General features: G+C 49.5%; 17 protein-coding genes, 1 tRNA gene and 2 rRNA genes. 16 read left to right on the top strand and 4 right to left on the bottom strand.

The window, feature by feature from the left end:
- Positions 1 to 108 precede the first annotated feature (108 nt).
- Entirely contained in the window at positions 109 to 2,244 is a 2,136-nt protein-coding gene (locus ACOXYR_RS02140; protein WP_421356697.1) for an ornithine decarboxylase, read from the bottom strand.
- Positions 2,245 to 2,503: 259 nt separating this feature from the next.
- On the opposite strand from ACOXYR_RS02140, the gene ACOXYR_RS02135 reads away from it, so the two are divergent.
- The 16 genes from ACOXYR_RS02135 (at position 2,504) to ACOXYR_RS02060 (ending at position 15,526) form a co-directional block, all read left to right on the top strand.
- Positions 2,504 to 3,214, top strand: a complete 711-nt coding sequence (locus ACOXYR_RS02135) for a DUF554 domain-containing protein (RefSeq protein ID WP_108475786.1) — start codon at positions 2,504 to 2,506, stop codon at positions 3,212 to 3,214.
- A 104-nt stretch (positions 3,215 to 3,318) separates the two neighbouring features.
- A tRNA-Phe gene (locus ACOXYR_RS02130) sits at positions 3,319 to 3,394 on the top strand.
- A gap of 306 nt (positions 3,395 to 3,700) precedes the next feature.
- Positions 3,701 to 4,102 carry a PAAR domain-containing protein gene (locus ACOXYR_RS02125; RefSeq protein ID WP_421356696.1) on the top strand — a complete coding sequence of 134 codons (402 nt, stop codon included), beginning with the start codon at positions 3,701 to 3,703 and terminating at the stop codon, positions 4,100 to 4,102.
- 737 nt (positions 4,103 to 4,839) lie between these two features.
- Positions 4,840 to 5,373 (top strand): fimbrial protein, encoded by a 534-nt coding sequence (locus ACOXYR_RS02120; protein WP_421356695.1) that lies wholly within the window; start codon positions 4,840 to 4,842, stop codon positions 5,371 to 5,373.
- A gap of 150 nt (positions 5,374 to 5,523) precedes the next feature.
- Positions 5,524 to 5,958: a fimbrial protein gene (locus ACOXYR_RS02115; protein WP_421356694.1), complete on the top strand. Its 435-nt coding sequence runs from the start codon at positions 5,524 to 5,526 to the stop codon at positions 5,956 to 5,958.
- A 66-nt stretch (positions 5,959 to 6,024) separates the two neighbouring features.
- Positions 6,025 to 8,535 carry a fimbria/pilus outer membrane usher protein gene (locus ACOXYR_RS02110; RefSeq protein ID WP_421356693.1) on the top strand — a complete coding sequence of 837 codons (2,511 nt, stop codon included), beginning with the start codon at positions 6,025 to 6,027 and terminating at the stop codon, positions 8,533 to 8,535.
- Positions 8,536 to 8,564: 29 nt separating this feature from the next.
- Positions 8,565 to 9,326: a fimbrial biogenesis chaperone gene (locus ACOXYR_RS02105; RefSeq protein WP_421356692.1), complete on the top strand. Its 762-nt coding sequence runs from the start codon at positions 8,565 to 8,567 to the stop codon at positions 9,324 to 9,326.
- 20 nt (positions 9,327 to 9,346) lie between these two features.
- Entirely contained in the window at positions 9,347 to 9,952 is a 606-nt protein-coding gene (locus tag ACOXYR_RS02100) for a fimbrial protein (RefSeq protein ID WP_421356691.1), read from the top strand.
- Between the two features lie 38 nt (positions 9,953 to 9,990).
- Positions 9,991 to 10,491 carry a fimbrial protein gene (locus ACOXYR_RS02095; protein ID WP_421356690.1) on the top strand — a complete coding sequence of 167 codons (501 nt, stop codon included), beginning with the start codon at positions 9,991 to 9,993 and terminating at the stop codon, positions 10,489 to 10,491.
- 43 nt (positions 10,492 to 10,534) lie between these two features.
- The gene (locus ACOXYR_RS02090; RefSeq protein WP_421356689.1) at positions 10,535 to 11,266 is read left to right on the top strand and encodes an EAL domain-containing protein; all 732 of its coding nucleotides are present in this window, start codon (positions 10,535 to 10,537) and stop codon (positions 11,264 to 11,266) included.
- A gap of 217 nt (positions 11,267 to 11,483) precedes the next feature.
- On the top strand, positions 11,484 to 12,140 hold the full coding sequence (locus ACOXYR_RS02085; RefSeq protein ID WP_421356688.1) for a hypothetical protein: 657 nt from the start codon (positions 11,484 to 11,486) through the stop codon (positions 12,138 to 12,140).
- Between the two features lie 13 nt (positions 12,141 to 12,153).
- Positions 12,154 to 12,963 (top strand): fimbria/pilus periplasmic chaperone, encoded by an 810-nt coding sequence (locus ACOXYR_RS02080; RefSeq protein WP_421356698.1) that lies wholly within the window; start codon positions 12,154 to 12,156, stop codon positions 12,961 to 12,963.
- The gene (locus ACOXYR_RS02075) at positions 12,960 to 13,499 is read left to right on the top strand and encodes a fimbrial protein (RefSeq protein ID WP_421356687.1); all 540 of its coding nucleotides are present in this window, start codon (positions 12,960 to 12,962) and stop codon (positions 13,497 to 13,499) included. Before ACOXYR_RS02080 ends, ACOXYR_RS02075 begins: the two co-directional genes overlap by 4 nt.
- Positions 13,500 to 13,528: 29 nt before the next feature.
- Positions 13,529 to 14,053, top strand: a complete 525-nt coding sequence (locus tag ACOXYR_RS02070) for a fimbrial protein (RefSeq protein ID WP_421356686.1) — start codon at positions 13,529 to 13,531, stop codon at positions 14,051 to 14,053.
- An 11-nt stretch (positions 14,054 to 14,064) separates the two neighbouring features.
- Positions 14,065 to 14,589, top strand: coding sequence for a fimbrial protein (locus tag ACOXYR_RS02065; RefSeq protein WP_421356685.1), 525 nt, complete (start codon positions 14,065 to 14,067; stop codon positions 14,587 to 14,589).
- Between the two features lie 58 nt (positions 14,590 to 14,647).
- A complete protein-coding gene (locus ACOXYR_RS02060) occupies positions 14,648 to 15,526 on the top strand; it encodes a hypothetical protein (RefSeq protein WP_421356684.1) in 879 nt (292 codons plus the stop codon).
- 617 nt (positions 15,527 to 16,143) lie between these two features.
- Here the strand turns inward: ACOXYR_RS02060 and ACOXYR_RS02055 are convergent.
- From ACOXYR_RS02055 to ACOXYR_RS02045, 3 genes are all read right to left on the bottom strand, one after another.
- Positions 16,144 to 17,264 (bottom strand): IS3-like element ISSen4 family transposase gene (locus tag ACOXYR_RS02055; protein ID WP_421425921.1). Its coding sequence is split into 2 segments (ribosomal slippage): positions 16,144 to 17,006 and positions 17,006 to 17,264, totalling 1,122 coding nucleotides; the frame shifts between segments, so codons are not numbered across the junction.
- A gap of 272 nt (positions 17,265 to 17,536) precedes the next feature.
- Positions 17,537 to 17,652: ribosomal RNA gene (gene rrf / locus ACOXYR_RS02050) — 5S ribosomal RNA — on the bottom strand.
- Positions 17,653 to 17,749: 97 nt separating this feature from the next.
- Positions 17,750 to 20,655: ribosomal RNA gene (locus tag ACOXYR_RS02045) — 23S ribosomal RNA — on the bottom strand.
- Between the last annotated feature and the right edge of the window lie 103 nt (positions 20,656 to 20,758).

Here is a 20,758-nt window from a genome sequence, read left to right as displayed (position 1 = left end):
GGGGCCCTCACCCTAACCCTCTCCCACAGGGAGAGGGGACTGACTGTGCAGAACTGTAAGATCAGTTCTGGTTTTCTCCCTCTTCCTGTGGGTGAGGGGCTCAAAAAATTACTTCAACATATACCCAAACAACCGCTCGATCCCATCGGCATCGGTTTCGCTGTAAACCCCCTGCAACTCCGGTGAGAAGCCCGGCAGCAGGTTGACACCCTCTTCCAGCGCCAGGAAGTAACGTTGAACCGCACCACCCCATACCTCGCCAGGCACCACACAGAGCACGCCTGGCGGATATGGTAGCGCGCCTTCAGCAGCTATCCGCCCTTCGGCTTCACTGATGCGAACCAGCTCCACGTTGCCACGAATGAACTCGCGATTGGCATCCTGGGGGTTCATCACCACCTTCGGCAGGCTCTCTTTGCGGAACATCGCCTTTTGCAGATCTTTTACGGCAAAGCTGACATAAAGGTTGTGCATCTCCTGGCACAGTTCGCGAAGGGTGTAATCGCGGTAACGCACCGGATACTTGTTGAATATCGTCGGCAATACGTCTGCCAGCGGCGTGTCATCTTCGATGTGCTGCTCGAACTGGGCCAGCATTGCCACCAGTTGCGCCAGCTTGTCGCGACTCTCAGCAGGCGTCAGCAGGAATAATATGGAGTTGAGATCGCACTTCTCCGGCACAATACCGTTCTCGCGCAGGTAATGCGCCAGAATCGTCGCCGGGATCCCGAACGCTGTATATTCGCCGGTTGCGGCGTCAATCCCCGGCGTGGTGAGCAGCAGTTTGCAGGGATCAACAAAGTATTGATCCTGCGCGTAACCTTCAAAACCATGCCAACGCGCGCCTGGCGCGAAACTGAAGAATTTGCGATCGCTGGCAAGCGTTTGGGTCGAATAACTCTGCCATGGGCGACCCTCCACCTCTGGCGGGACAAACGGCTGGATCATTTTACAGTTAGCGATGATCGCTTTACGCGCGTCGATCCCCAGCTCAACGCATTCTGCCCACAAACGACGCCCGCTTTCACCTTCATGAATTTTGGCGTTGATATCCAGTGCGGCAAACAGCGGATAGAACGGGCTGGTAGAGGCGTGAAGCATAAAGGCATTGTTCAGACGCTTGTGCGGGCAGAAGCGCGCCTGACCGCGAATATGGTTATCTTTTTTGTGGATCTGCGAGGTTTGGGAGAATCCGGCCTGCTGCTTGTGCACCGATTGGGTGACAAAAATCCCCGGATCGTTCTCGTTAAGTTCCAGCAGCAGTGGAGAGGTGTCGGCCATCATATCGATAAACTGCTCGTAGCCGACCCACGCAGAATCAAACAGAATGTAGTCGCAGAGATGACCGATTTTATCCACCACCTGACGCGCATTATAGATAGTGCCATCGTAAGTACCGAGCTGGATCACCGCCAGGCGGAACGGGCGCGCGTCCTCCGCTTTTTCCGGCGCAACGTCGCGGATGAGCTCACGCAGATAACGATCATTAAAGCAATGCTCATCAATCCCACCGATAAAACCGAACGGGTTACGTGCAGCTTCCAGATAGACAGGGGTCGCCCCGGCCTGAATCAGCGCGCCATGATGGTTGGACTTGTGATTGTTACGGTCAAACAGCACCAGGTCGCCACGCGTGAGCAGTGCATTAGTGACGACTTTGTTCGCCGCCGACGTGCCATTAAGCACAAAGTAGGTTTTGTCCGCGTGGAACACTTTTGCCGCAAATTTCTGCGCATCTTTCGCGGAGCCTTCGTGGATCAGCAAATCGCCCAGTTTGACATCGGCGTTGCACATATCCGCCCGAAAGACGTTCTCACCGAAGAAATCGTAGAACTGGCGGCCAGCCGGATGCTTTTTAAAAAACTCACCGTGCTGATGGCCCGGGCAGGCGAACGTGCTGTGGCCCATTTCGACATACTGACTCAGCGTATCGAAGAACGGCGGCAGCAGATTTTCTTCATAGCGACAGGCAGCAGATTCAAGTTCAAGCCACTCCTGCGCTTTGCCGGTGATCACCGCATCAACACCCGCAGGAGCATTTCCCCCCTCCGTCGCCAGCAAAAAGACCGGCAGATTAAACCCGGTGCGCTTAAGCAGCGCCAGAATACCGCTACGGCTGTCTGCCACGGTAATGACGACGGCCGCAACGTCGGTGAAGTCGGTACTGTCCAACGCCACCACGCGACGGTGGGTGGAGAGTTGAGAGACCAGCTCCGCGCTGGCGGCGATATGCAGTGATTTCATCGGCGCAACAACCCATTTCGGAAAAGGAAAAACCAGGACAAGACAGTCAGTCCTGCCCCGCGAAACATCAGGGGCCCAACGGAATTCCAGCTTCGACAGCAATGGCATAGCTGGGGAAAAATCGCGCAATCATGGCACCTTTCACCCACAGGGGCAAGATGAAAACCCCATCACCGCGAATGTCGATTTAACGCGCACTGAACCGATTAACCAGGTCATAATAGCGCCCTACTGAAGGGATCATTTTACAGGAGTCAACGTGGTTATCGGGCCATTTATTAATGCCGGTGCTGTCTTAACAGGCGGTATCCTCGGCGCGCTTCTCAGCCAGCGTTTACCGGAACGTATTCGCAGCTCCATGACCTCAATTTTTGGTCTGGCTTCGCTTGGCATTGGTATTTTGTTAGTAGTGAAGTGCGAAAACCTGCCGGTTATGGTGCTGGCAACATTAGTGGGAACGCTTATCGGTGAGTTCTGTCTGCTCGAAAAAGGCATCAATGACGGTGTGAGCAAGCTGAAGAAACTGCTGTCGCGTAAAAGTAAGAGCAATAACAACCATGAAACGTTTATTCAGAGCTATGTCGCCATTATCGTACTGTTCTGCGCCAGCGGGACGGGGATTTTCGGCGCGATGCGCGAAGGGATGACTGGCGACGCCTCGATTCTCATCGCCAAGGCATTTCTGGATTTCTTTACGGCGACAATTTTCGCCTGCACGCTGGGCATAGCCGTTTCGGCGATAGCCCTGCCGATGCTGATAATTCAGATTGCATTGGCCATGTGCGCGTCGCTTTTGCTCCCGCTTACCACACCAATGATGATGGCCGACTTCACCGCCGTTGGCGGCATGCTGCTACTGGCAACCGGGTTACGGATTTGCGGTATCAAAATGTTTGCCGTGGTAAATATGCTGCCAGCCCTGATACTGGCGATGCCGATTTCAATCTTGTGGACCCACTTTTTCGCCTGAGTCGCGTGCAAATGCAGCAAGGTGATGATATATTGCGCAATTCGCATCAAATTTTATAAATTCCGTTGACGCGGAGAGGTGAATAAGGTTTAATGCGCCTCGTTGCCCGGATAGCTCAGTCGGTAGAGCAGGGGATTGAAAATCCCCGTGTCCTTGGTTCGATTCCGAGTCCGGGCACCACTATTCAGAGAACCCAGCCTATGGCTGGGTTTTTGCTTTCTGAGGTTCCGGTAGATTTCTGGTCACACTGGCCTTGCCTGTCAGACTTCCTATCCCCAATAAATACTATTTCCATCATGTGTTCTTGGTTGGCGGATTCATTTCTGCAAGGCCACATCCGGTCTTTGTCCAGTCTGAAGTAAAACGCTTACCACCTGATTTGAACCCTCCTAACTCCCCCATACATCAAACCAAACATTTTTCTCCCTAATTGATTTAGCTTTAGTCTCATTACATCTATGATATCAATATGATTTATAATGGATTATGACCTTACTACTGGTAAGGCCTGGAGACAAAACCACGAGCGGCGGTGAAGTGATTTCAGCTTCCTCGACGATTATTGAAGAACGGAATATTGCCCTGAATGGCGAAAGGGCATGGTGCCCGAAAGATTCCTGCAGCGGGCCATTTCAGATCAATGGCACTGCGCATTACTTAGCGGCAGACAACCTCTGCGTAATCACAGGCGATCGAGTACTTTGTAACTGCAAAAAAAAAGGTGCTGGTAATACCGATGCCGGGGAGTCAGAAGAGCCACAAAGCAACATTGGCGAAATGAGTTTCTATCAGTCACAACCCACTTACCCAGACCCTGAGCCAAAACAACACGCACAGGTCGCAAAGAATAAGCAAACTTTACCGCCACCAGAGGCAACGAAGAAATAACTCTTCGATAAAGTTAGAGGCTTTTTCTTTGGTGAAGCTGAAGCGATGCCCCTCCCCCCCGCTCCAGTTTACTAACCACCGCTTTTTAGTCCATTTGGGACACAAATTTCAGGCTAGTACGCGCCATATAAACAATGCACAACGGGATACGAATCTACGGATAGTAGCATTGCACATAGATCACCAGTTCATCGCGGTGAATACTCCTGTCCTCTGCAAAGATAATGGCAATCAAATTACACATCCCATTCCTTATTTTTTCAAAAAACATTGTGAACATTCCTAGTCGCTGACGGAAAATTGTTTTTATTTTGTTATTATTTGGTTTTAAGAATGTACGATTAAATAAGATATACCTTAGTTATTACTGAGTGTTTATATTGTGTTATCCATTTTAACGATCTTATATATCGCAATACCCGCATTACACAGAGCTTTTGACTGCAAAAACATTTAACCACCTAGAAAACCAGTGAAATACACTTTTATTTTTGATTTGAGCAGGATTTTAGATCGTTTTCATTGCTCAAATCTGTTTTACTTCTCATTTTTGCAATTAATAGGAATAATTATTTCGAACTGTTAACGAGCACCCCATAAATATTGGGAGACATTGACGAATATCTATAAATGATAATCTCTAGCTTTGTTTAAACAGTCTGCATCACATATTTGACGCGTACTCAATTATGTGAAATATAGTATTTATATTCAGTTTATTTACAGGATTTAATTTAATGAAACTTAATGCAATCGCGTCTGCTTTTATTATGACTATGGGTCTGGTTTCTTCTTCTGTATATGCTGCGGAGGAAGGCAGCGGTAAAGTAACTTTTACAGGTTCTATCATTGATGCAGCTTGCTCCATCAACCCGGACTCTTCAGATCAGGAAGTTAACCTGGGTCAGATCGCAGCTTCTCAGTTGGCAGACAATGGCGTATCTACTCCACGTAATTTCGAAATCAACCTTGAAAATTGTGCCCTGAATGACGATGGCACCGCGCCGTCCGTTAAAGTGACTTTTGGTGGTTCTAAAGCTGTTGAAAATGACGATACCTGGTTCGGTATCACCGGTACCGCTAATGGCGCAGGTATTGTGATTACTGATGGTTCCAGCAATATTATTCCGGTAGGCGGAACCAGCACTGCTCGTGAACTGATTGAAGGCAACAATACCCTGGGCTTCTCCGCATATTTACAGGGACTGGGCGGTGATATTACTACTGGTGAATTCCAGTCTATCGCTGACTTCACACTGGCTTACGAATAATTTTCTGTAAGTAAAAAATAAAAGTTCGGGCAATATGCCCGGGCTTTTTCGGGGGAAGTCATGTCCTTTTTTTTCCGTGTGTTTCCTGTCGTGATATTACTACTTTCCTGCAATACCTGGGCTTCGGTGATAGGACAAGGGCGGGTTACCATGACGGGTCAGCTTCTGGCTTCAGCCTGCAATATTCACACCGACGATGTATGGCAGGAGGTTAATTTTGGCACTCATTCATTTAATTCTCAGCATAACCTGAGCCGCCCCATTTCTCGCCCCGTTAGTATACGGTTGGTGAACTGTCACCTGGAGAATAGTGAAACCTGGCGTGATGTCAGTGTGACTTTTGATGGCGTTCGCTCTGCTGCATCAGACGCAACATTTGCCGTTAGCGGCCCGGCAAAAGGTATAGCTCTACAACTGACGGATGTACGGGGATATATCGCACGTCCAGGAGAAGCATTGCCGGCGGTGTGGTTGTCACCTGAAGGGAATAGCCTGAATTACCGTCTTCATGTAGTTCAAACCGATGAACAGACTAAAGAGGGCGAATGGTCTGCATTTCTGCGCTTTATGGTGGAATATCAGTAAATTTCATTTCGTTTTTTTTATGTTTCTCTGGGATGTGTAATTCGTTATTTTCATTATGAAATATAAATGGGTAATTCAATGTTGTTTCAGCGAAACATATTAGGCTTTTATATTTTTATTGCGCTATCTGGAATATCTCAAGCTGCATATTCAGTCGAGTTCAACACAGATATTTTGAATGCAGAAGATCGTGACAACATTGATTTATCCCGTTTTCAGCAAGCTGGCTATATCATGCCTGGCAGTTATTTATTTTCGATTCGCTTAAATGATCAGACCATTTCTGAGCAGGATATTGTATTTAAAGAATTCCCTCCAGTATCTGGTTCACAAACCATCGTTCGAGCTTGCTTGACGCGTGAACAGACTGAGCTTCTGGGCTTAAAACCAGATGCACTGGAGAAAGTGCTATTTGATGCTCAGGGTAGTTGTGCGGATTTTTCTGCGCTGGAAGGTGTGGTGCTACGCGGTGATTTGTCCGAATCGACCCTTTATATATCCGTGCCTCAGGCGTGGCTGGAATACCAGGATAGTTCATGGTTGCCGCCATCCCGCTGGGAGAATGGGATTCCCGGAATCATGCTGGATTATAACGTCAATACAAATGTGACGCGGCCCACACAGGGGAATCAAAGTCAGAGCGCAAGTGCCAGCGGAACGCTAGGCGCGAATTTAGGAGCCTGGCGCCTACGTGGCGACTGGCAGGGAAGTTACAACCACACCACAGGGCAGAGCAACAGCACACAACAAAATTTTGACTGGAGCCGTGTGTACGCTTATCGGGCGCTACCAGGAATGATGGCAAAGCTGACGATTGGCGAAACGTATCTGATGTCGGATTTATTTGACTCATGGCGTTATACCGGTGCCGCGCTAATGAGCGATGAAACACAGCTACCGCCAAAACTGCGTGGCTATGCGCCGGAAGTATCGGGCATTGCACGAACCAATGCCAAAGTAATTATCACCCAACAAGGACGAGTACTGTATGAAACGACCGTCGCTGCGGGTCCATTTCGTATCCAGGAGCTAAATAGCGCGGTAAATGGTCAACTGGATGTACGGGTGGAAGAGCAGGATGGCAATGTCCAGACATTTCAGGTGGCAACTGCCTCTGTACCGTATCTGACCCGTCCGGGACAAGTACGTTATAAGCTAGCTACCGGGCGTCCATCTGATTACACACATCATGTAGAAGGTCCGTATTTTGCAACGACTGAAGCATCGTGGGGCATTACCAATAGCTGGTCGTTGTACGGTGGGGGGATCTTTTCACAGGACTACAACAGTCTGGCTGTCGGGGTCGGGCGCGATCTGTATCAGTTCGGCGCTATTTCAGCAGATATTACACAGTCGATGGCCCACCTCCCTGACGGCGAGCGCCCTCAGGGACGTTCTTACCGTCTAAGTTACTCCAAGCGTTTTGATGAAATAAACAGCAACCTCACATTCGCTGGTTATCGCTTTTCAGAACGTGATTATTTGACGATGCCGGAGTATCTGGACGCCCGTTATTACGGCGGGATTCGGGGAGGTAATAAAGAACTGTACACCGTGTCAGCCAGTAAGAGCTTCACGGACTTGCGGCTGTCCACCAATCTGAGCTGGTCGCACCAAACCTACTGGAACCGGCCACAGACAGACCGCTATACCTTGTCGACCAGTCGCTACTTTGACCTGGGAGACTGGCGAAATATGTCGGCCACAATGTCGGCGAGCCGCAGTGACTATAACGGCAGTCGCGATGATTCCGTCTGGCTGAGCCTCACTATCCCACTGGGCGGGGGAAACGTCAGTTATAACGGCAACTGGGGTAATAACCGCTACACCCAGACCGCGGGCTGGTATCAACGCCTATCAAACGACGACAGCTACCGCCTTACGGCGGGAAGCCGCAGTGGCGGAGGAGAAGCATTCACAACTCAAGCCAGCGGTTACTACAGCCATACCGGTGATATGGCCGATGTGACGGCGGGTATTAGCTGGCAGGAAAGCGGCTACACCTCAGGCAGTCTGTCGTTAAACGGTGGGATGACAGTGACAACTGAAGGGACAGCTCTGCATGGAAGCGCTGGTAACGGCGGGACCCGAATGCTGGTTAGTACTGATGGTGTTCCCGGAGTACCGATTGGCCGTAATGGAAAAACAAATATGTTTGGTATTGCCGTAGAGCCGTCGGTTGCGAGCTACTACCGCACCACAACAGAAATTGATGTAACTCGTCTACCAGATGATGTAGAGACAGCCGGCTCACCGGTAGCAGAAGCAGCACTGACCGAAGGAGCAATTGGCTTCCGACGCTTTGATGTGTTGAAAGGCGCGAAGGTGGTGGCCGTTCTGACACAACAGAACGGCTCGCCCCCACCGTTCGGCGCCATTATCCGCAATGCCGCTTCTCGCGAGCTTGGGATGGTGAGTGATGGTGGGCTGGCATGGATCTCCGGAGTTAAGCCCAATGAACAACTGAACGTGTTCCGGGGTGCAAATGTACTGTGTACCGTCACGCTGCCGCCAGTAATTCCAGCTCAGCAGATATTGTTACCGTGTACTCCGACTGTCCAGACCGTAAAAGAATAGTAAGTCCTATTTGATTGAGTAAATGAATTATGAAGCCAATAAATATTAATAAATTATCCACCGTACTGATCGGCGGCTGTCTGGCTGCAACCCTGGCAATCCCCGCACAGGCCGCTATTGCGCTGGACAGAACCCGGGCAATTTTCCCGGGTACCGAAAAGAGTCTGGCACTAAATATCTCCAACGCCAGCAGCAAAAAACCATATCTGGCACAAGCATGGCTGGAAGATGCGCAGGGTAAACGAATGGAGAACAATATATCTTCTCCACTGATCGCCATGCCAGCACTACAGAGGGTTGAACCGGGACAAAAGAGCGTCATTCGAATTAATGCTTTACCAGCCGCAGCCAGCCTGCCGCAGGACAGGGAGAGCCTCTTTTATTTTAGCGTGCGAGAAGTACCGCCAAAAAGCGACCATCCAAATGTCCTGCAACTGGCGTTACAGACCAAAATTAAGCTGTTTTATCGCCCGGCGTCCATTATTCCGGAACGATACAGTCGTCAGGACGAAAAACTGGTACTGCATCGGGTTAGCGGCGGCTATCGCATTGAGAACCCAACGCCTTACTACATCACAGTGCTTGGGGTAACTGGCGGAGAGAAACAATCCGTGGCGAAAGATTTTCAGAGTGTGATGATCGAGCCTAAGTCCAGTGGAATCGTCCGCAGTGGAACATTTTCCGCACCATGGCTAACAACCATTAACGACTTCGGGGGTAAGCCTGGGCTGGCGTTCCGCTGCAACGGTGATATCTGCCGCGCTGATCCCGTGACACAGAACGGTGCCTGACAGAGGATCGTATGATGACAATGCCGGGGAACACAATGATCGAAACCTCATGGGCAAGGCTATTCGTACTGGCTACTGTGGGGCTAGCCTCTATTTTTCCCGCCAGAGGGAACTGGCAAGTTGACGGGTTAAACGGCGGTATTCTGGCCCGAGGTCAGTTGGTTAGCTCCCCCTGCATATTATCTCCGGAGTCGGCCGAGCAGGAGATCTCTCTGGGGCAAAATGCCCTGTGGGCACTGGAACCACCGGGATCGGTTTCACTGCCGGTGACGGTACAGTTTGTGCTGGAAGACTGTCCGACAGGACCTTCATGGCTGAGCACACCGCAAATAATGGCGGGTAAACAATGGCTCTCCACACAGCCGGGAATACGTCTAACCCTGACCGGAGAGTCCGACTCGATGGATGAGCGCTATTTTCGCATACATGGCAGCGCCTCCGGAGTAGCTCTTCGCCTTGAAGACGAGCGCGGCGAGTGGCTACAGCCATCGGTGTCTTCTCACCCGTTACCTCTTAATCCAGGACGGAACGTTATACCTTTGAAAGCACAATTGTGGCGCACTAGTGCACCACTACATGCCGGGGAAGTGTACGCAGCGGTTAACGTAAATATGGAGTACGAGTGATGGAACTACGACTGAGAGACAGGAGATGTTGCAGACTGATGAAGGCTGCGCTGATGTGGGCGGTCCTTGGGTTTCCGGCAGCCACCGCTCTGGCTGACACTGATGTGGAGTTCAGCGGTACTCTGGTAGCCGACCCATGCCAGATTGAGATGGATTCATTAGAGCAGGAAATCAATTTTGGCAACATCGCCGCAAAAACGTTTATTAACCACAACTACAGCGTGGCGAAAAGCTTCAGCATACATCTGACGGAATGCGATCTCTCCTTAGGAAGCCAGGTCAGCGTGACATTCCTTGGAGAGGAAGATAGTACTCATCCAGGAACGCTAGCCGTAACAGGGAGTGCAAAAGGAATATCAATACGAATGACAGACAGTGAAGGCCGTCTGGTAGCACCGAACCAAGCACAGCCAGTCTCTGGTTTGCACGCTGGCGACACGATTCTCGAGTATCAAGCCCGAATAGAGGCGCAGGATTTTAGTCAGGTCAGCGAAGGAGATTTCTCGGCGGTAACTACGTTTGTGCTGGTTTGGGAATAACGGGGTTGATTACCACCAGATAAGTTTGAGTACAGGAGGATATATGGCCGTGGATCTCGGATTATTATCGCATGCAGAACATATGATAAAGAATGGAATGGTTCAGGGGCTACGCCTGCAACCGTTGATGGATCTACACAGTAACCAATGTATTGGTCAGGAGGTATTATCACAGCTGACTATTCCTGTGTTTACAGAACTGTTCTTTAAATATTTATCGGCAGAAACTGCATTGTCGTTATTTTTAATGCAGGCTGAAATTGTCTCACACCGTTATTCCGGAGAGACATTACTGATTAACCTGCCTGTCAGAACATTACGGGATACCGCCAATCTGGACAGGCTACTCACTTCACGAACCGATCTTAGCCGAAACATAGGCATCGAGATACAAGACCCGGGCGCACTACAGGGATTGTCCGGTTCGGAACGGCATTGCCTCGTCGTGACGTTGATGGTCCTACGAGAAGAAGGGTGGAAGTTGTGGATAGATGACCTGACTCCAGCGCTGCTCCCGGAAGTAGGCTCCCTATGTGTAACATTTGATGGAGTCAAAATTGATCGAGGAGAAATACGGCGTCGTCACCGGGAGCCTGATGCGCTGTCTCATCTGGTTAAATTGGCAAGAGGGATGGGAGCTCAGGTGGTGGTTGAGGGTGTTGAAAGTCAGGACGATTTGATTCACGCACAGCAGAGTGGAGCGGATATTGGCCAGGGTTTTTACTGGCCTGAGACCATATTGCCATTACCTCAGCAAATGAGGATATGGGGATGAGTAGCGATAGGGAATCATTCCTGATAATTACACTACAAAGTCTGATGGCACAAAGCTGTCGTGATGGCTGGGTCTCCACACGGCAGTTCTCCGATGTGATGGATTGTAGCATTTACAGCGCCCGGGCCCGACTTCTGGCACTCCAAAATACAGGACGCGTACTCTGTCGGCAGTATGGGAAAGGGCGGCACAACACCCTTTACTGGAAAGTCATGATATGAACGTACATATGGAATATATCCCGTCAGGCCGTGGACTGACCATATTCTCAGGCGATCGTTTTTTTGCTCAGGGTGCGGCCGAAGCATTGATGAGAGACCGGCGTCTCCAGGAGGTGCTTGAGAGGAGAACTGTTAGCGTACTGCATTTCCCGGATCAGCTATACCTGTTGGCCTGGAGTCAGGCCCCGGTGTTGCCTGAAGGGTTAACGGTAATTGCCGGAAGTGGGTTAATCATCGATGAATTGTCCAATCTGTTCAGCCCTGGAAGGGTAGGCTTAGTTGATGCCAACAGTCCGGGAGAGTCTCTGATCTCTACCGTCGTGAATACTGATATCTGGCATGTAATAAATCATCGACCAGATATAAAGGATATTTGGCTGACAGGAGAAGAAATGGCCTTTATGTGGGCATGGATATCCGGTCGTATGCCGAAAGGAAATCCGAAGCATAATAGCAGGCTTAAGCGCCAGGTTATGTATAAAACAGGCTCCAGTAATAATATCGGACTTCTGGTTCGGTTCCGCCTGATGTTTTTATCAAAAGAGAGTCTGCTGCGCTGCCGTATGAAGGTACAGAGTAGCCGACAAAATATCAGTCAATCTACCACGCTGCCAGGCTCTGCTAGCCATTACGGTGACTGGCTGATTGAGTAACAGGAGAAATATGATGAATAAAGGCATATGGGGGCTGGTAATGCTTCTTTTACTGGGCACTGTACCTGCACATGGTGCGCTAACAGTGGATCGGTCGCGACTGATATACAACGAAGGTGAGCAGTCAGTGAGCCTTAATGTTACTAATCGAAACGAACGTGAGCCATATCTGGCGCAGGGATGGATGGAAAATGAAAAAGAAGAAAAACTCACCGGCCTATTGATGGTGCTACCGCCAGTACAGCGAGTAGAAGCTGGCGCAAAAACGTTAGTTCGACTGCAAGCTCTGCCGGATCTGTATGATTTGCCGAAGGATCGGGAAAGTGTATTTTATTTTAATCTGCGTGAAATCCCCCCTAAATCAGAGAAACCCAATGTATTGACGCTTGCAATGCAGACTCGACTTAAAGTTTTTTTCCGCCCAAAATCTATAAAGGTTGATGAGATGGCAGACGTTGTGCCGGGAATTGAAAAACTGACCCTGACTAAACAGGGCGAGAGTTATTTAATTAATAACCCAACACCTTATCACTTTTCTTTTGTTGAAGCGCGGACATCTATTCAGGGTAAGGGCATCGAAAATTTTGAACCGATAATGGTTGCTCCTGATGATACTATCGCACTTCCTGTTTCATCAATAGCATTGGGGCACTCTCCGGTACTGGTATTTGTAAATGATTACGGTAGCCAACGGTTACTTCAGTTTTCCTGCCAGGAAAAGACCTGCCAGGCAGGCAATGTGCTTATTCCTGAGAATAAAAAATCAGCGAAAACATTGGCCGCAACCAAGAACACGATATCCCAAAAGGCGGTACAGCAATGAATTTACCGTCATTATCGGGTTGGTTAATTACCAATACGATTGCCATGAGTCTTATTAGCGGAAGCCCTATACCAGTATTCGCTGCCGTTGAGGGAGATACTACAGCGATTACAGTTACAGGTACCATTATTGATACTCCGCAATGTACCGTGGGGGGAAAGGGGCTGGTTGAAGTCGATTTTGGTGACGATGTTTATATTTACCTTATTGATGGCAAAGATTATAAGAAAAAATCCGTTGCCTTCACGCTAACCTGCCAAAATATGGAACGAAACTCGTCATTAAAGATGGCCTTTAAATCTACTCAGACGGCAGGATTTGGCTCTGGATTACTCGGAACATCAAAAGACGGTCTGGGGATCCGTCTTTATAATGGCAATGTGGAGCTTGCTGCTGGCACCTATATTAATTTTAAATATACAGGCAGTAACAGTGATATCCCTACGCTTTATGCTGTACCTGTAAAAAAAGAGAATGCAACCCTGACCTCTGGATTCTTTTACAGTTCAGGCACGATGGTCATCGACTATCAGTAGTTTATTACTAAAGACAAGGAGCATACACTATGAATATGCCTGCAATATGGGCCGGCATCAAGCCGCGTGCCGGGGGGACTATCTCTTTCATTTTTTTGATTTACGCAGTGAGCCCACAAGCATTTGCTAATGAGGTTGCGACATATTTTTATGGCACTTTACTGGAATCTCCCCCCTGTATAATAAATGGTGGAAATAATATTGTCGTCGATTTTGGAAATGAGCTGATGACAACACGAATAGATGGTCAAGAGTATCGTCAAAAAATTGAATTTACGCTGGACTGTTCTGTCGCACTTAGCTCTAAACAGAAAGTTAGAATTAACGGTGCGACCGTATCGGCTGGGTTTAATAGCGCGGTGCTAAAGACGGAAAAAAATGGTTTAGGTATAGCCCTATATAGTGGTGATAGCAGATATTCCCCTGGAACCTGGATAACGTTTACTGACCCCAATCTACCTGTGTTATATGCAGTACCAGAGAAGCAGGATGGCGTTGCATTAAGCGGAGGCACATTTAGCGTATTGGCTTCCCTTGTCGTAGATTACCAGTGAGGATACTGAGGATGAGAAAGTCTGTATTTGTTACAGGAGGGCTACTGATGTCCTTGATTACAGGTGGGATGATGATGGTATCCCCCGTGCTAGCAGAGGATCCACTGAATCTGGAGTTTAAAGGCACTCTGGTTGAGCCGCCACCTTGTAGCCTTGATGATAGCGGAACCATTCTTGTGGAATTTGGCGATCGCTTAGCGGTGAATAGAGTAGCTTCGGGAATATACCGTAGGCCTGTTCCGATCACGCTTGCTTGTGAACACGATGATAGTGGATTGGCCTGGCAACTCACGCTATCAGTAACAGGCACGCCAGCCTTATTTGATACTGATAATGCCGCCGTGCTCACACCAGAACAGTCTTCTCTAGGGATAAAGCTATATATTGATAACCAGCCGTTTGAACTCAATAAATCAGTGAAAATTAATAGCACCACCTCCCCCTCTCTAGAGGCTGTTCTGATCCAGGCTGATGGTGCTGAGCTTGCTGAAGGGCCATTTACCGCACAGGCAACATTACGGGCTGCCTATCAGTAAACCGGTGTACTAACCGCGGCCTGAATAGGGATTCGGTTCACCTTGAATGGATTATAAAATGCGAAAACTGCTACTGCTTCTTTTTATGTATTCAATGAGTACCAGCGCTCTGGAATACCAATGGCCTGTACTTGTCTCAGCGAACGCTACTAACACTAGTTTAACTATGACTTATACGGTTTCGACCTACAATGATCCTACAATCTCTGATACAAGCACGCTTATAGAAGTGGCTCAGGCTAAATTGGGGACCTTGGGGGCAGCTATCTTAGTGGCCCAGTTTATTAAATGGAATGGTGGCACTTGTACCTATACCGATTGTGGTTCTTATATTGCGCTACCAAACGTACAATATGGTACAGGTCAACATATTAACAATGCGACCGTACAAAAATTAACCTTCAAAGATTACGCTGCAGATCTGATTAAAGCGGCTGGAACATCGACATACAACAATCTCCCATGGAAAGCCAATATGGGATGTTTATTTATGACCACAGGCGTTGAAAGTATTAGTGATTTTAGCAATGCACCCTGGAGTTCTCTCGAAGCGTTGCCGCGCTGGAATCCAGGAGGCGGACTTGGATGTGTTGGACTACCGCCAGCGCCTGAGTGGTGCGCACTGGCAACACCATCTCTCACTTATGCTTTCGGAACTATGCAGCTTGCCAATGCGCCTGGCTCTTCGCTTACCGAGGAACTCTCGGTTCAGTGTACTGCGGGAGTCAAATATACGTTAGATCTTGTAGGTAATTCTGAGATTGATTTATCTAACGGAATGAAAGCCATAATTACAGCTGATAGCTCTACCCTAGGTTCGACATTAAATGGTGTAGAAGGGATTAACAGGGTACCGTTAACTGCAACACTGAGTGGTACACCAACAACATCGGGCGCCTTTTCAGGCGCAGGTATATTATTTGTGAGCTATCCTTAACCTAAATACAAACACCAATAGTTCAATAGCCTTTCACTCTAGTCCAACGCATCTACGGTCGTGGGGTCAGTCCATCATAAGACTGGCCCTTACTGTCAGAATTACCAAATTAATAAAAAACAGTTTGAAAGACAAATAGGATAGATACTGCTACAGGAATCAGGAAAATATCAACCGTTCAATATTTTAGCTACGGCAACATAAATCATCACCAGATGGCAGATTCAGGAGTGAGTTATGAACCTGTAGTGATTCACTTCGACTTCGAGGAAATAGGCAATGGAAATATATACTATTAGTTTTTATCTCGATACCAGGGCAACCTATTGAAAGGCGCGAGCAGGAGTGACAAATTAACCATAAATTCTTTTAATCGTGACCAATTTAGGCGCGAATTTTGAAAATCCCCGTGTCTTTGGTTCGATTCAGAGTCCGGGCACCACTATTTAAAGAACCCAGCCTGTGGCTGGGTTTTTGCTTTTCTGGGGTTTGCACTCCACTCTTCCTGCGCTCCTCCCTTACGCTTTTAAATCATCGCTGTAATCCACGAGGCGCGTTTTAATCTGTTGAGTATTTTCTGGGGCAGGTTGACCTGCCCCCACGATTAGATACAACACTCAGTTAGTAACGTCGGAATCTTCATTCTCAGAATGACCCTTTCTCCAGCCCGCTGCAAATTCAGACGGTGTCTGATAATTCAGCGTGGAGTGCGGGCGGCATTCGTTATAATCCTGCCGCCAGTCATTAATAATTTTCCTGGCATGAACGATATCGCTGAACCAGTGCTCATTCAAACATTCATCGCGAAATCGTCCGTTAAAGCTCTCAATAAATCCGTTCTGCGTTGGCTTGCCCGGCTGGATTAAGCGCAACTCAACACCATGCTCAAAGGCCCATTGATCCAGTGCACGGCAAGTGAACTCCGGCCCCTGGTCAGTTCTTATCGTCGCCGGATAGCCTCGAAACAGTGCAATGCTGTCCAGAATACGCGTGACCTGAACGCCTGAAATCCCAAAGGCAACAGTGACCGTCAGGCATTCCTTTGTGAAATCATCGACGCAGGTAAGACACTTGATCCTGCGACCGGAGGAAAGTGCGTCCATGACGAAATCCATCGACCAGGTCAGATTGGGCGCCGCCGGACGGAGCAGCGGCAGACGTTCTGTTGCCAGCCCTTTACGACGTCTTCTGCGTTTTACGCCCAGGCCACTGAGGTGATAAAGCCGGTACACGCGCTTATGATTAACATGAAGCCCTTCACGGCGCAGCAACTGCCAAATACGACGGTAGCCAAAACGCCTGCGCTCCAGTGCCAGCTCAGTGATGCGCCCTGATAAATGCGCATCAGCAGCCGGACGGTGAGCCTCATAGCGGCAGGTCGACAGGGATAAACCTGTAAGCCTGCAGGCACGACGTTGCGACAGACCGGTCGCATCACACATCAACATCACGGCTTCCCGCTTCTGGTCTGTCGTCAGTACTTTCGCCCAAGAGCCACCTGAAGCGCCTCTTTATCCAGCATGGCTTCGGCAAGCAGCTTCTTGAGTCTGGCGTTCTCTTCCTCAAGCGACTTCAGGCGCTTAACTTCAGGCACCTCCATACCGCCATACTTCTTACGCCAGATGTAAAACGTGGCATCGGAAATGGCATGCTTGCGGCAGAGTTCACGGGCGGGTACCCCAGCTTCGGCTTCGCGGAGAATACTGATGATCTGTTCATCGGAAAAACGCTTCTTCATGGGGATGTCCTCATGTGGCTTATGAAGACATTACTAACATCGGGGTGTACTAATCAACGGGGAGCAGGTCAAGGTATCGTTAAGATGTCGTCAGGGAGCGGTTGTGCGCGTTGTGTTGTCCGGAGGCGCGGAGCTTACCGGGCCTGCGGGGTCGTGTCATTCGGTGGGATTGTTCTTTTGCAGGCCGGATAAGGCGCAGCCGCATCCGGCAGGGTTTTTTCGCACTAACGCAAAAAGGCCATCCCTGCGGATGGCCTTCTGCTTTATTTGATGCCTGGCAGTTCCCTACTCTCGCATGGGGAGACCCCACACTACCATCGGCGCTACGGCGTTTCACTTCTGAGTTCGGCATGGGGTCAGGTGGGACCACCGCGCTACTGCCGCCAGGCAAATTCTGTTGTATTAACCCGCTTATTGCCGGTTAATCTAATCTGTTATCAGGCTTACTTCTCGATGTCTCTTCGCCAAAACACCTTCGGCGTTGTAAGGTTAAGCCTCACGGTTCATTAGTACTGGTTAGCTCAATGCATCGCTGCACTTACACACCCAGCCTATCAACGTCGTCGTCTTCAACGTTCCTTCAGGAGACTTAAAGTCTCAGGGAGAACTCATCTCGGGGCAAGTTTCGTGCTTAGATGCTTTCAGCACTTATCTCTTCCGCATGTAGCTACCGGGCAATGCCATTGGCATGACAACCCGAACACCAGTGATGCGTCCACTCCGGTCCTCTCGTACTAGGAGCAGCCCCCCTCAATTCTCCAGCGCCCACGGCAGATAGGGACCGAACTGTCTCACGACGTTCTAAACCCAGCTCGCGTACCACTTTAAATGGCGAACAGCCATACCCTTGGGACCTACTTCAGCCCCAGGATGTGATGAGCCGACATCGAGGTGCCAAACACCGCCGTCGATATGAACTCTTGGGCGGTATCAGCCTGTTATCCCCGGAGTACCTTTTATCCGTTGAGCGATGGCCCTTCCATTCAGAACCACCGGATCACTATGACCTGCTTTCGCACCTGCTCGCGCCGTCACGCTCGCAGTCAAGCTAGCTTATGCCATTGCACTAACCTCCTGATGTCCGACCAGGATTAGCTAACCTTCGTGCTCCTCCGTTACTCTTTGGGAGGAGACCGCCCCAGTCAAACTACCCACCAGACACTGTCCGCAACCCGGATCACGGGTCTACGTTAGAACATCAAACATTAAAGGGTGGTATTTCAAGGTTGGCTCCATGCAGACTGGCGTCCACACTTCAAAGCCTCCCACCTATCCTACACATCAAGGCTCAATGTTCAGTGTCAAGCTATAGTAAAGGTTCACGGGGTCTTTCCGTCTTGCCGCGGGTACACTGCATCTTCACAGCGAGTTCAATTTCACTGAGTCTCGGGTGGAGACAGCCTGGCCATCATTACGCCATTCGTGCAGGTCGGAACTTACCCGACAAGGAATTTCGCTACCTTAGGACCGTTATAGTTACGGCCGCCGTTTACCGGGGCTTCGATCAAGAGCTTCGCCTTACAGCTAACCCCATCAATTAACCTTCCGGCACCGGGCAGGCGTCACACCGTATACGTCCACTTTCGTGTTTGCACAGTGCTGTGTTTTTAATAAACAGTTGCAGCCAGCTGGTATCTTCGACTGATTTCAGCTCCATGAGTAAATCACTTCACCTACATATCAGCGTGCCTTCTCCCGAAGTTACGGCACCATTTTGCCTAGTTCCTTCACCCGAGTTCTCTCAAGCGCCTTGGTATTCTCTACCTGACCACCTGTGTCGGTTTGGGGTACGATTCGATGTTACCTGATGCTTAGAGGCTTTTCCTGGAAGCAGGGCATTTGTCACTTCAGCACCGTAGTGCCTCGTCATCACGTCTCAGTCTTGAAGCAGACCGGATTTACCTGGTCTGCAAACCTACACGCTTAAACCGGGACAACCGTCGCCCGGCCAACATAGCCTTCTCCGTCCCCCCTTCGCAGTAACACCAAGTACAGGAATATTAACCTGTTTCCCATCGACTACGCCTTTCGGCCTCGCCTTAGGGGTCGACTCACCCTGCCCCGATTAACGTTGGACAGGAACCCTTGGTCTTCCGGCGTGCGGGTTTTTCACCCGCATTATCGTTACTTATGTCAGCATTCGCACTTCTGATACCTCCAGCATGCCTCACGACACACCTTCAACGGCTTACAGAACGCTCCCCTACCCAACAACACTTAGTGTCGCTGCCGCAGCTTCGGTGCACAGTTTAGCCCCGTTACATCTTCCGCGCAGGCCGACTCGACCAGTGAGCTATTACGCTTTCTTTAAATGATGGCTGCTTCTAAGCCAACATCCTGGCTGTCTGAGCCTTCCCACATCGTTTCCCACTTAACTGTGACTTTGGGACCTTAGCTGGCGGTCTGGGTTGTTTCCCTCTTCACGACGGACGTTAGCACCCGCCGTGTGTCTCCCGTGATAACATTCTTCGGTATTCGCAGTTTGCATCGGGTTGGTAAGTCGGGATGACCCCCTAGCCGAAACAGTGCTCTACCCCCGAAGATGAGTTCACGAGGCGCTACCTAAATAGCTTTCGGGGAGAACCAGCTATCTCCCGGTTTGATTGGCCTTTCACCCCCAGCCACAAGTCATCCGCTAATTTTTCAACATTAGTCGGTTCGGTCCTCCAGTTAGTGTTACCCAACCTTCAACCTGCCCATGGCTAGATCACCGGGTTTCGGGTCTATACCCTGCAACTTAACGCCCAGTTAAGACTCGGTTTCCCTTCGGCTCCCCTATTCGGTTAACCTTGCTACAGAATATAAGTCGCTGACCCATTATACAAAAGGTACGCAGTCACCTAACAAGTAGGCTCCCACTGCTTGTACGTACACGGTTTCAGGTTCTTTTTCACTCCCCTCGCCGGGGTTCTTTTCGCCTTTCCCTCACGGTACTGGTTCACTATCGGTCAGTCAGGAGTATTTAGCCTTGGAGGATGGTCCCCCCATATTCAGACAGGATACCACGTGTCCCGCCCTACTCTTCGAGTTCACAGCATATGCATTTTGGTGTACGGGACTATCACCCTGTACCGTCGGACTTTCCAGACCGTTCCACTAACACACATGCTGATTCAGACTCTGGGCTGCTCCCCGTTCGCTCGCCGCTACTGGGGGAATCTCGGTTGATTTCTTTTCCTCGGGGTACTTAGATGTTTCAGTTCCCCCGGTTCGCTTCATTACGCTATGTATTCACGTAATGATAGTGTGTCGAAACACACTGGGTTTCCCCATTCGGAAATCGCCGGTTATAACGGTTCATATCACCTTACCGACGCTTATCGCAGATTAGCACGTCCTTCATCGCCTCTGACTGCCAGGGCATCCACCGTGTACGCTTAGTCGCTTAACCTCACAACCCGAAGATGTTTCGTAAAACACCACCGTGTTGCGAAAATTTGAGAGACTCGAACACACTTAATAGTGTGTCGTTTCAATTTTCAGCTTGATCCAGA

Source organism: Pseudocitrobacter faecalis (assembly GCF_965231525.1).
GTDB classification, from domain to species: Bacteria; Pseudomonadota; Gammaproteobacteria; order Enterobacterales; family Enterobacteriaceae; genus Pseudocitrobacter; species Pseudocitrobacter faecalis.
The sequence above is the reverse complement of the archived record's forward strand: the minus strand, read 5'-3'. Positions and strand labels throughout refer to the sequence as shown.